The following is an 11,826-nucleotide window of genomic DNA, read 5'->3' as shown; positions in this document are numbered from 1 at the left end:
CGTTAGACTGTGTCATGACCTGCCTCCCTCAATAGTGGCTCTGCGTTTAGGTCCCTCCTCAACGTAACCCACGACGTTGAGGAGGGGCAGGTCAATCCATGATGTCTACGGCACTTCACTTGTGAGCGCTATCGCTTGTGAATGGTAAGCGCCGCTTCGCGGCTGGTGAGTAGTGAGTAGTTACCCCTCACCATTCACCCCCTCACTCACGCCGAAGTGCGATAAACCCGGTTTAACGCCGTATGGACGAGCGTCGCCGGTTATCGGACAGAGCCTACACCAATCGCAGCCCCTTGAGGTCGGTCCAGGCGGCCCTCAGGGCGGCGGCCAGCGGCTCGCGAAGGTGCTCGGGTAGCGCCTGCTCGGCGGTCTCGAGCTCCGCGAAGTCGCGGTTGCGCAGCCAGCAGTAGGTCCAGGCGCAGGCCTCGTCGTCACTGGCCGGTTGGGGCCGGGAGGGCATCTGCACCAGCAGGAAGGTCGCGGTGCGGGCCGCCCATAGGGGCGGTTCCTCGCCGTCGGGACGGCTCCAGTCGGCGAGGGTGTCGCCATCCGGGGTCTGCTCGGGGAGGCCGATGCGGGTTACCCGGGCGGTCTCGGCGAGCAGCAGCGCCAGGCGGTCGGCATCGCCCTGGCCGAGCGTCAGCCACTGGGCGACCAGCGCGGGCAGGCCGCGGCGTACCTTGGCATAGAAGCCGTCTTGGTGCATGGTCTCGTGCATCTTGCTGGCCTTCTGGGATCGGGAACTGCACATGGAATTCGATTTTGCCACGCCCGTCGAGCGTCGCCACCCCTCGGGCGGTGACTGGCCCTCGCAGAAATGGCATCGCTACGGGGATGACGTGCTGCCGCTGTGGGTCGCCGACATGGACTTCGCCTCGCCCCCGGAGGTCATCGAGGCCCTGCGGGCCCGGGTCGAGCATGGTGTCTTCGGCTATGGTCTGGTGCCCGACTCCTTGCGCGAGACCCTCTGCGCCTGGAGTGCCGCGCACTACGGCTGGGCCATCGAGCCCGGCTGGCAGCTGTGGCTGCCGGGCGTGGTGCCGGCGCTGCACATGGCGAGCCTGGCGCTGACCGAACCCGGCGACGGCGTACTGACGGTGACGCCCATCTACCCGCCCTTCCTGAAGGTAGCCGAGCGCACCGGCCGCCGGCCCCAGCAGGCGGCCCTGCGGGCCCCGGCCTCACCCGGCGAGCCGTGGCGGCTCGACCTCGCGGCGCTGGAGGCGGCGATCACCCCGGAGACTCGGCTGCTGCTCTGGTGCCACCCCCACAATCCCACTGGACGGGTATGGACGCGACAGGAGCTGGCGGGGCTGGTGGAGCTGGTCGAGCGCCACGACCTGCTGGTGGTCTCCGACGAGCTGCACTGCGACCTGCTGCTCGACGAGGGGGCCCGCCATGTGCCGCTGGCCGCCGAGTTTCCCGAATTGGCCTCGCGTATCCTGACCCTCTGGGCGCCGTCCAAGACCTTCAACCTGGCGGGGCTCACCACGGCCTGCGCGGTGATTCCCGACGCCGGCCTGCGGCGACGCTTCGCTGCCAAGGTAAAGGGCCTTCAGCCCGACGGCAATGTGCTGGGGCTGGTCGCCGCCGAGGCCGCCCATGCCCAGGGTGAGCCATGGCGACAGGCGCTGCTCGCCGTGCTGCGCAGCCACCGCCAGACACTGGTCGAGCGGGTGGCCGGCTGGCCCGGGGTGACCATGAGCCCACCCGAATCCACCTATCTGGCCTGGCTCGACCTGCGCGAGGCGCGAGCGCTCGCGGGGCTGGCGGGAGCACCACAGCGGCTGCTGCTCGAGCGGGCCGGCGTCGCGCTCTCCGACGGCGCCGATTTCGGCTGGCCGGGCTTTGCGCGGCTCAATTTCGGCACCACGGCCACCCAGCTGGAGGCGGCCCTGGCGCGGCTGGATGCCGTGCTGCGCGGGTGAGTCCGGCTGCGCCGCTCGAAGCTTGAAGAGCGGCGCTTCGCGCCTGGAAGCTGGAAGGGCCGGGCTGCGCCCGGAGCTGTCAGAGATAACGCCTGGTGCGCTGTCGCTTACCAGGCCTACAGTCTGTTTCCAGCTACCGGCGCAGCCGGGCTCAGTCAGTAAAGCAGCGCGAAGAGCTTGCGGCGATAGGCGACCGTCAGCGGATGGTCGGCCCCCAGGGCATCGAAGACCTGCAGCAGGGTGCGTCGGGCGGCATCGTCGCCGTAGGCGCGGTCGCGCTTCACCAGCGCCAGCAGGGCATCCAGCCCTGCCTCGTAGTCGCCGTCGGCCACTTGGCGCAGGGCGCGCTTGAAGTGGGCCTCGCTGTCGTCGCGGCCCGCCAGGGCGGCCAGCTCCTCCGCGGAGGGGGCCTGCTCGTCGAACTCGATGCTGGCGCGCACGCCGCGGGCCGGGGCGGCATCGCGCTCCTCCGGGGGGAGGTTGTCCAGCAGGGTGCGGGCCTCCTCGGCCTGACCGTCGGCCACCAGGGCACGGGCCAGCTCCACCTGATAGGGGGCATGCTGAGGGTACTGCTGCACCAGCTCCTGGTAGATGCCCCGGGCGGTCGCGGCATCGCCGGCGGCCAGGGCCTCGGCGGCCTGGTCCTCGGGGCTCGCCGGGGCTTCTTCCGGCGCCGGGAAATAGCGAGCCAGCCACTCGCGCACCTGCTTCTCCGGCAGGGCATCCTGGAAATGGTCGACCAGTCCGCCCTGGCTGATCAGCTTGACGTCGGGTACCGAGCGCACGCCGAGCTGGCCCGCGATCTCTTGGTTCTCGTCGATGTTGAGCTTGGCGAGGATGAAGGTGCCCTGGTACTCGCGGGCCAGCTTCTCGAGGACCGGCATCAGGGTCTTGCAGGGCTCGCTCCCGGGCGCCCAGCAGCCGAGCAGCACGGGCACCTGCATCGAGGTCTCGAGCAGCTGCTGGATGTTGCTGGCGTCGACGTCGATAATCATCTCGGCGTTCTGGCCGCTTAAAGACGCGGCGTCGGCATTCTCGCCGGCGGGAATGTCGTCGGTGAGCGGCTCACCGGTGCGGGGGTCGACAATGGGCATGATCGCTAGCCTTGCGTAGGGATGAATTTGTTGTACAGATGCGGGTGATCGCCCGCGACTTCAAGGGGAGCCGGCCTGTGGTACGACGAATTCTGCGTGTGGTCTCCGGCCTGGCGGTGATGCTGGCCCTGTTGCTGGCCGGGCCACTGTGGATGCTGGCCACCGAGCGCGTGGAAGGCCGTGGCCACTGGTCCACGGCCGATCGTACCTCGTCCGGCCTGGCCCCGCCCCCTGGCGAGGCCTCCACAGCGGTGGTGCAGCTCTATGCGGCCAGGGCCTGGGGATGGCGCGGCGCTTTCGGCGTGCATACCTGGATCGCCACCCGGCAGGCCGGGGCCGAGGCCTGGCGGATGCACCATGTGCTCAGCTGGCGTCGGCCGGCCCTGGAGTCGCGCTCGACCACCACGCCGGACCGGGCCTGGTACGGCAGCCAGCCGGTGCTGCTGGCCGACTACCGGGGCGAGGCGGCCGCGGGGCTGATTCCCGAGATCGAGGTGGCGGTGGCGGCCTATCCGGCCCCCTCGACCTACCGTGCCTGGCCGGGGCCCAACAGCAACACCTTCACCGCCTGGATGGTCCGCGAGGTGGCGGGGCTCGAGGCGACGCTGCCGGTGACCGCGGTGGGCAAGGACTACCTGCTCGACGGCGTGCTGGCCGCGGCGCCGGGTGGGCTCGGCGTCACCGCCTCGCTGGGCGGCCTGCTGGGGCTGACCCTGGGGCGCGACGAGGGCCTCGAGCTCAACCTGCTGGGCCTCTCGCTGGGGATCGATCCGCGACGCCCGGCGCTCAAGCTGCCGGGCATCGGCCGGCTGGGCATGGCCCCCGCCATCAAGGGGCGAGGAGCAGGCGACGGTGACCACTGATGCCGTCACAATAATCGGAGTCATCGCAATTCGGCGTGAAAACCATGGGAATATCGCGTAGACATCATGGATTGACCTGCCCCTCCTCAACGTCGTGGGTTACGTTGAGGAGGGACCTAAACGCAGAGCCACTATTGAGGGAGGCCGGATAAGCCGAAAGCGCATCCGGCGCGGCGGAGGCCGCACTCTACGCCCGGTGCGCTGGCGCTTACCGGGTCTACGGGGATTGTGTGCCAGCCTGTGTCGTGGGTGAGCCATCACGCCAGTCTGCGAAGAACCAAAAATTGGCACGAAATTGACAGCAAAAATGACCTTAAGGTGCCAGGTATTGTTATTCATTCTCATTTATGAAGGCCTGGTATCGGGCTCTAATGACCTATCCGCTCTCTCATCGCTGCAGTAGGAGGCCGCACGGCTCAACAGTCGGGCCCCGCTTTTCCAGAGGCGCCTGGTCACGGCCGGCGGTAATGCTGTTGCGCAGGACTGTGTTCCTCGGCCTATCATCGCGTCTATCGTCGAGGGGTTCGCGATGTTCGACGGCGGGCACCCATGGTTGCGGATCACTCGTCGACTCCGGGTGGCCAGCGGCCTGCGTCAGCAAGGGCCCGGAACCATTTGGACATGGCGGCATCCCCCACCGCGTACTCACCCCGGCTTGATTTCCAAGCCAGGGGCGGGGTTCGTTCTCGAAGGCTCTCCAGGGCTCGTTGAACGTGTTGTGCAGAAACCGGCTTGCCGGTGATCTGCCGATAGAAGGCCCGTGACTCAGCATTGTACGGACGGAACCCTTCTCCCATCTCGAGCATCCGCCACAGCACCGCCTGCTGGAGGGGATCCAGGCCGAGGTAATCACTCGCCATGTCCTGTTCGACATCTCGCTGTCGCGCCTGCGCGAGGGACAAAAGCCGCTGCTCGAACCGGTCTCCATCCGTGGCCAAGGGGCTCATCGCTTGCCCGAGCGCCTCCATGAACAACTGGGGGCGAAACCCATAGGCAGTGAATGCCTGCAGCAGCATTTCCGTGTCCACCGGAGCCTGCGCTGGCTGCTGGCGCTCGATCAGATCGGCGATGTGCTCGATAAAGGCCTTGCCGAGCAGCGGCATCTGTTGGATTTGCGATCCGTAGAAGGGGGCGGCATGGCTGTTGACCAGCCGGAGCAGCTTGTCGCGATCGGACCCAGACATGACCAGCATCAGCTGGATGTGGTCGGGTGTGTTGAGCTGGTCTCGCGCCGACTTCAGGGCGGCCATGAGGTTATTGCCGGCGTCGGTGGTCACCGCTTGCTGGGCCTCATCAATCACTAGGGCAACCGTCTTGCCGCCGGCCTCAATGAGCAGGCGCAGTGCCTCGGGGAGGGAGGCAGCCCCGTCTTCTGTGGGGTTGGCGTCGATCTGAATCCATGGCCCGAGCCCTACTTTGCTGATACCCCACCGTGCTGCCACCTTTTCGATGATGGGGCGGTGCGGGGCCATGGCCTCCTGGATCGCGGCCTGGATCAGCTGGGCGGGGTCGCGCTGCTGATCCGACCAGAGGTCGACATAGACCACCTCGACGCCTTGCGCCTCCAGCGTGGGCAGCAGATCGTTGCGTAGGAAGGTGGTCTTGCCGGTCCTTCGAGGGGCGGCGAGGAATAGGCCATTGGGCGCGTCGCTGAAGAGGGTGTGCCCCCTCAGGGCGTCCACCATGTCCGCGGCCAGCTGATGCCTGGGGAAGTAGATCACGGCTTTACCAATTTTTATCTGAATTTTGATAATTTATCAGTTTATCCGTAAAATGGCGTAAAGCAACGCCTCAGGCTGTGATGGCTCTCCTTCCGAGCGGACTGTCCAGGATGGAAGAGCGTTCTGTAGGTAGGGCGAGGGCGGTTACGCTGGTTCTCGGTAGAGGATGCCCCACTCGAGATGAGTTGACACTCAGTGGTTGGACGTTTCATTCAGCCGTCGCTCTGGGTGCGCTGCTCCAGTGCTGGCATGGCCGGAATCGGACGCTCGCGAAATAACCGCTGCCCTTCGGTACCTGCTCGCGAATCCTCTCCAGCAGTCTGTCCAGGCTGGCGCTCGTCCAGCATCGTTGGCCCAGAGGGTTCGTGTGCCCCGACTGTGGCAATAACACCGGCTGCCAGCTGTCGCGGGGGCTCTACCAGTGCCATCGCTGCCATCATCAGACCTCGCTGACTGCCGGTACCATCTTCCATGGCACGCACTTGCCGCTGACCACCTGGTGTCTGGCGATCTACCTGCTCACCCAACGCAAGAGCGGCCTCTCGGCGCTGCAGCTGTCCCGGGAGCCCGGCGTCGCCTACAACACCGCCTGGAAGCTCAAGCACAAGCTGCTGCAGGTCATGCACGAGCGCAATCAGGGAGAGAGGCTTTCCGGGCGCATTGAGATCGATGACGCCTACCTGGGCGATGAGCGGCCCGGAAAGCGCGGGCGCGGCGCTGAGCACAAGTTCCCCTTTGTCGCCGCCGATGCCGTACCGGTTCCTGAAGATGGCTGAGCCTTATGCGTAATCAGGATCAGGTTTTGTTATCCAGGATGAAAAAATCAACTCTTGGATGGAGTGAGCATGATTCGATGCCACTTGGCGCGCCTGATGGGGGAGCGCAAGATGAAGATCGTGGACGTGGCGAGAGAGACCGGGTTAAACCGCAATACGGTGACGCTTCTCTACAAGGAGACGGCTCAGCGCATCGATCTGGAAGCGCTGGAGAAACTGTGCCGGCTGTTCCAGTGCGAGGTAGGCGATCTTTTGGAGTACGTGCATGAGGAGCCATGAGGAAGGATGGGGCCACTTCAGGGGCCTTGTGACGGTGCCTGCCTGAAGGTCGTTGGTCGACAGCAATGGCTGGGGAGATTTCCGAGGGGTGGCGCGGGAGTGTCACAGTGGTGTCACAGGTTACTTTTCCCGCAGGCAACGAAAAGAGGCAGGCCAGTAAGATACTGACCTGCCTCTAAAATATTGGTAGCGGGGACCGGATTTGAACCGATGACCTTCGGGTTATGAGCCCGACGAGCTACCAGACTGCTCCACCCCGCATCAACGTGTGGGGTATTCTACAGGCTATGCGCCTTTGGTCAAGGGTGGATTTCAAACGCTCGTCCCGAGGCACTCCCTGGTCCATACTTCTTGGGCTGTCATCAAGGTGACAGATCAATGAACAAGACTGGTGATGGCCTGCCTGGCGCCACGCCAGACAAGATGTCATGCATATCAGGGAGGTAGTCAATGACAACACAAGCATCCGTCGCCTGGGTCACCGGTGGTACCGGGGGTATCGGTAGCGCCATCTGCCGTTCGCTGGCCTCGCAGGGCTACACGGTGGTTGCGGGATACCACAATCCGGACAAGGCCAAGACCTGGCTGGAGACCCAGAAGGCCGAGGGTTTCGACAACATCGCGCTGTCCGGTATCGACCTCACCGACTACGATGCCTGCGTGGCCGGCGTGAAGGAGATCCGTGAGGCCCATGGGCCCATCAGCGTGCTGGTCAACTGTGCCGGGATCACCCGGGATGGCACCCTGAAGAAGATGGCACCGGAACAGTGGCACGAGGTCATCGACACCAACCTCAACAGCGTCTTCAACACCTGCCGCAGCGTGATCGAGGACATGCTCGAGAAGGGCTACGGCCGGATCATCAACATCTCTTCCATCAATGGCCGCAAGGGCCAGTTCGGCCAGGTCAACTATGCCGCGGCCAAAGCGGGCATGCACGGCCTGACCATGTCGCTGGCCCAGGAGACCGCCACCAAGGGCATCACCGTGAACACGGTATCACCCGGCTACATCGCCACCGACATGATCATGAACATCCCCGAGAAGGTGCGCGAGGCGATCCGCGAGACCATTCCGGTCAAGCGCTACGGGACGCCCGAGGAGATCGGTCGCCTGGTGAGCTTCCTTGCCGACCAGGAGTCAGGCTTCATCACCGGCGCCAACATCGATATCAACGGCGGGCAGTTCATGGGCTGATCGCCCGGCCGCCGCACGTCCCCCTGCCGCCGGTGACCCTGGCGGCAGATACGACAGCGCGAGGCATCTGCCTCGCGCTGTGTTGTGTGTGGGCGGGCTTCTGGCTCAGGGCGGCGGCAGCTCGGCCAGGCTCTCGAGCATGCGGTTGAGCTCGCCCACCTCGCGTTCCCAGAGCTCCTCGGGCATCGGCCCGGTGGCCAGCAGGTCGGCCAGCACCTGGTGGAGTTCCTCGGTGCGGGAGGTCTGCTGGCCCAGGCTGTCGTTGAGGCGTTCGACCTGGATCGCCAGGCGCAGCGGGTCGTCACGCGGGTTGACGCGACCACCGGCCAGCAGCGACAGGTGGGCCCGCAGGCGTGCCAGTCGTTCCTTCACCGCGTCGTCCGTGCCGGCCTGGCGGGCGGCATTGCGACGTTCGTGGGCGTGATGCAGTGCGCTCGGCAGGGCCAGGCCTTGCGGGAGGGCGACCTCCTCGACGGGGCCGCCGCCCAGGCACCGGGCGTCCGCCTGCAGGTGGGCATTGAGCAGTGGCCGGATGGCCTGCCAGCGCTCGGCCTCCTCGGCCAGCGACAGGCGAGCCAGGCGCTCACGGCGGGCCCGCACGATGCCGCTCCAGCGCCGCTGCATGCCCTCGCTGCGCCGTCCCGAGGGCAGGGGCTCGAGTGCCGTGGCCTCGCGCACGGCCTCGTCCAGCACGCTGGCCTCGCGGCTGTGCACCGGGTGCCAGCCGTCGAGTCGGTCGATCAGCGCCTGCATGGCATCCAACCGGGCCCGGTTGCGCTGTGCCTGGTCATCCCGGGCGGCCTCTCGGCTGGCGAAGATGTCGTCGCACAGCGTGCGGAACTCCCGCCACAGGACCTGTTCTTCGCCCTTGGGGGCGCGTCCCATGTCGCGCCAGCGGCGCTGCAGCGCCTTGGCCTGGTCGGCCCGCTTGGTCGCGGGCATGTCCCGGGCCAGTAGCTCGCGGGTCTGCTCGATCAGGTCACGCTTGGCTTCGGCGATCTCCCGGGCGCGCCGGTCGATCAGGGCCTGGAGGTCATGGCGGATGCGCCCGAAGCGTCGGCCGATGGTCTCGGCCTGCTCCCGGGGTACCGGGGCGAAGCGGCGCCACTGCTCCCGCGAGCGGTCGCGGATCTCGCGCAGCGCATCGGGGTCGGCCTCGTGGGCGGGCTGCTCGAGCAGCGTCTCGAGCTGCTCGCAGAGTGCCTCGCGGGCCGCCAGGTTGTGCTGGCGTTCGGCCTGCTGGCGCTCCCGCCAGGGAGCCAGGCGCTCGTGGATGCGATCGGAGGCGGCACGGAAGCGGGCCGACTGCTCGCGGTTGGCGGCGGCATCGCCCAGCGCCTTCCACTCCCTGACCAGCTGACGATGGCGGTGGTCGAGCTCGGTCTCGGTCGACGCGGGGTTGTCGGCGAGCTCCTCGATGGCGAGGCACAGATGGTCGCGCTTGGGGCCGGCGACGAAGCCGCGCCAGTCGCGCAGTTCGGCGAGTCGTGCCGCGAGGCGCTTGAGGCGCGCCTGATGGGGCTGTAGTGGTGCCTGGGGCAGCCGGTCGGCCTGCTGGCGCAGGTGCTGGTGGAGCCGGCTGGCGCCCTTGAAGGCGCCGCTCTCCAGCAGGCGCTCGAGCTGGTCGAGCGCCTCGACGAAGCGCGATAGGCGGGCGTCCAGGTCGCCGTCATCCCGGGGGGTGTCGGCGGCGAGGCGCTGGCGCGCCCTCTGCATGAGCGGCGCCGGTGCCAGGTCCTGCGGCCAGCCGCAGGCCTTCACCAGGGCCTCGAGGCGTGGGTCATCGCCGTCGGCCAGGGCCTGTTCGATCGCCTCGGCACGCTCGTCCAGGCGCACCCGCGCCCGGACGATGCCTTCGTAGGCGGCCAGCGCCCGATCATAGCGTTCACGCAGTGCCTCGTCGGCCAGGTGCTGGTCGGAGAGGGCCTGCCAGCGGGTGGCCAGCAGGCGCTTCTGGGCGCGCAGGCTGGCGATGTCCTGGTCGGTGAGCCGGTCGCCCTGATGCAGGCCCTCGAGGCTCTCCTCCAGGGCCTCGACCAGGGATTCCCGGGTCTGGTCGGCACTCTCGCGCTGACGATGATCGGCATCCCGCGCATGCTCCTGGGCCTCGTGGTCGTTGATGACCTTGCGGCAGCGCAGGCAGGCATCCTGGTAGCGTTGCTCCTGCCGGGCATCCGGCAGGTCCTCGAGCTTGGCCCATTCGCGCATCAGGTGGCGGAAACGGCCAGCATAGAGCGGTTCCCAGGGGCTGTTGGCGTGCTGCTCGAGCGTCTCGAGCAGGGCCACGCGGCGTTTCCGGGCAGCCGCCAGGGAGGCGGCGTCGGCTCGCAGTCGGTTGAGGCGTTCGCGCGCCTTGCGGGCCACCTGGCGGTCTCGGCGGGCCTCGTGGGCCAGCCGGGACAGTCCCGCTTCGCTCTCGACCCGGGCGGCGGCGGCATGACGAACGGCGGCGATGCCGTTGTCGCAGGCCTGGCGGATCAGGTCCTCCTCCGCCTCGAGGCGGGCCAGGGCGGCGAGGCGCAGCTGCTGGTTGTCGCCCTGCAGGGCCAGCTGGTTGAGCAGTTCAGGGTCCTCGAGCCGTTCCATCAGGGCGATGCGTGTCGGCAGGTCATGCTGGCCTCGTCGGCCAGCGAGCAGGGCCACCAGGTGGCGTTGCAGCTCCGCGGAGGCGTCGCCCTCCTCGCACAGGGCCAGCAGGCGCTCGGGATCCTCCAGGCGGGCTAGGGCCGCCTCGCGCACCGCGGCGTCGGGGTCGAGGGCGAGCTGCTCGAGGGCGCGGCGCTGGTCATCGCGGGACGGGTTGAGACGTGCCACGGCCTGGCGGCGGACCTCGGGGTCCGGGTGTTTCCAGCGCGGGGCGAACAGGCGGCGAAGGAGTCCTGACATGGGGCATCCTGACAAAGGGAGCGCGCCCCGGCGGGAGCGCAGGAGGATCGTTATTGTTGGCGGCAACGTTGGCGGCAACGGCGCAGGGCCTGGGTCGAGAGTATCTAAGCACGTGTCGAGGCTGCAGAAAAGTCCAGCCGGCGGGGAAGTGTGGCCATCCGGAGACACTGACAACGGCCCCTCCATGACCGTATGATCGGTTGCAGGGGCGCGGCCACTCGCTTAGCTTTGTTGCAGCACCCCGATCATCACCCGACGTGGAGTTCGGCAATGAGTCTCAAAGTGGACAGGGACAGCATGGCATTCACCTTCAAGGGGGGGATGCTGCCGATGACGGTCATGGAGCTGACCAGCGCGGACCCCGAGCGCATCCGTGAGCAGCTGGCGGGAAAGCTCAGTCAGTCGCCGGCCTTCTTCCAGCATACCCCAGTCGTTCTCAACGTCGAGAAGCTCGATGAACCGCACCTGGCCCTGGAGCGCATCTGCGCGGTCTGCCGGGCCCACAAGCTGCTGCCGGTGGCGGTGCGCGGCGGGCCGGACCCGGTCAAGCAGTCGGCCTGGGCCCTGGGGCTGGGCTGGTTCCCGCCCCAGGAGGCCTCCCGCCCGCGCCCCCTGGAGAGCGTCGCCGGTGACGGCGATGCCGAGATGGCCGAGCCGGTAGCACCGGCAGGGGAGGCCGACATGCCCGACGCGCTGCCGGGCACCACGGCGGGCGGTCGCATCTACCGCGGCACGGTGCGCTCCGGCCAGCAGGTAACCGCCCCCGAGGGCGACCTGGTGGTGGTGGGGGCGGTCAATGCCGGCGCCGAGGTGCTCGCCGCCGGCAGCGTGCATGTCTACGGTGCCCTGCGCGGGCGTGCCCTGGCCGGGATCCATGGCGATCCCCAGGCCGGCATCTTCTGCCGTGAACTGCATGCCGAGCTGCTCTCTGTGGCCGGCAACTACAAGCGTCTCGAGGATATTGATCCGCGGCTGCTGGGCACTCCTGTTCAGGTCCGGCTGAGCGACGACCAGCTGGGCATCACGCCGCTGGCCTGATGTCGGCGGCCTGCGTGGCAGCCGCGCTTGTACCACCATTCCCT

General features: G+C 67.5%; 9 protein-coding genes, 1 tRNA gene and 1 pseudogene. 6 read left to right on the top strand and 5 right to left on the bottom strand.

Features of this window, described 5'->3' with window-relative positions:
• Positions 1 to 274 precede the first annotated feature (274 nt).
• Positions 275 to 706: a hypothetical protein gene (locus OP498_RS16280; protein ID WP_280550458.1), complete on the bottom strand. Its 432-nt coding sequence runs from the start codon at positions 704 to 706 to the stop codon at positions 275 to 277.
• A 43-nt stretch (positions 707 to 749) separates the two neighbouring features.
• Between OP498_RS16280 and OP498_RS16275 the strand changes: the two genes are divergently transcribed.
• Positions 750 to 1,928 carry a PatB family C-S lyase gene (locus OP498_RS16275; RefSeq protein ID WP_280554423.1) on the top strand — a complete coding sequence of 393 codons (1,179 nt, stop codon included), beginning with the start codon at positions 750 to 752 and terminating at the stop codon, positions 1,926 to 1,928.
• Between the two features lie 155 nt (positions 1,929 to 2,083).
• Here the strand turns inward: OP498_RS16275 and OP498_RS16270 are convergent, their stop codons facing one another.
• Positions 2,084 to 3,022: a tetratricopeptide repeat protein gene (locus OP498_RS16270; protein ID WP_280554422.1), complete on the bottom strand. Its 939-nt coding sequence runs from the start codon at positions 3,020 to 3,022 to the stop codon at positions 2,084 to 2,086.
• Positions 3,023 to 3,099: 77 nt separating this feature from the next.
• On the opposite strand from OP498_RS16270, the gene OP498_RS16265 reads away from it, so the two are divergent.
• Positions 3,100 to 3,885: a DUF3750 domain-containing protein gene (locus OP498_RS16265; RefSeq protein WP_280554421.1), complete on the top strand. Its 786-nt coding sequence runs from the start codon at positions 3,100 to 3,102 to the stop codon at positions 3,883 to 3,885.
• A gap of 560 nt (positions 3,886 to 4,445) precedes the next feature.
• Here OP498_RS16265 and OP498_RS16260 read toward each other — a convergent pair.
• Positions 4,446 to 5,606, bottom strand: a complete 1,161-nt coding sequence (locus tag OP498_RS16260; protein WP_280554420.1) for an ATP-binding protein — start codon at positions 5,604 to 5,606, stop codon at positions 4,446 to 4,448.
• Between the two features lie 332 nt (positions 5,607 to 5,938).
• Between OP498_RS16260 and OP498_RS16255 the strand changes: the two are divergent.
• Both OP498_RS16255 and OP498_RS16250 read left to right on the top strand, forming a co-directional pair.
• Positions 5,939 to 6,349: pseudogene (locus OP498_RS16255) on the top strand (IS1595 family transposase); the annotation flags it as partial.
• A 102-nt stretch (positions 6,350 to 6,451) separates the two neighbouring features.
• The gene (locus tag OP498_RS16250) at positions 6,452 to 6,661 is read left to right on the top strand and encodes a helix-turn-helix transcriptional regulator (RefSeq protein WP_280550437.1); all 210 of its coding nucleotides are present in this window, start codon (positions 6,452 to 6,454) and stop codon (positions 6,659 to 6,661) included.
• A gap of 184 nt (positions 6,662 to 6,845) precedes the next feature.
• Here OP498_RS16250 and OP498_RS16245 read toward each other — a convergent pair.
• Positions 6,846 to 6,922, bottom strand: a tRNA-Met gene (locus tag OP498_RS16245).
• Between the two features lie 189 nt (positions 6,923 to 7,111).
• On the opposite strand from OP498_RS16245, the gene phbB reads away from it, so the two are divergent.
• Positions 7,112 to 7,858, top strand: a complete 747-nt coding sequence (phbB, locus tag OP498_RS16240; RefSeq protein ID WP_280550438.1) for an acetoacetyl-CoA reductase — start codon at positions 7,112 to 7,114, stop codon at positions 7,856 to 7,858.
• Positions 7,859 to 7,963: 105 nt separating this feature from the next.
• Here the strand turns inward: phbB and OP498_RS16235 are convergent, their stop codons facing one another.
• Positions 7,964 to 10,744: a DUF349 domain-containing protein gene (locus OP498_RS16235; protein ID WP_280554418.1), complete on the bottom strand. Its 2,781-nt coding sequence runs from the start codon at positions 10,742 to 10,744 to the stop codon at positions 7,964 to 7,966.
• Between the two features lie 270 nt (positions 10,745 to 11,014).
• On the opposite strand from OP498_RS16235, the gene minC reads away from it, so the two are divergent.
• Entirely contained in the window at positions 11,015 to 11,782 is a 768-nt protein-coding gene (gene minC, locus OP498_RS16230; RefSeq protein ID WP_280550440.1) for a septum site-determining protein MinC, read from the top strand.
• The last annotated feature ends 44 nt before the right edge of the window (positions 11,783 to 11,826 follow it).

The sequence above is a fragment of the Halomonas sp. 25-S5 genome, assembly GCF_029889845.1.
Classification (GTDB): domain Bacteria; phylum Pseudomonadota; class Gammaproteobacteria; order Pseudomonadales; family Halomonadaceae; genus Halomonas.
Note: the sequence above shows the minus strand (reverse complement) of the source record. Positions and strands in the feature narration are given on the sequence as shown.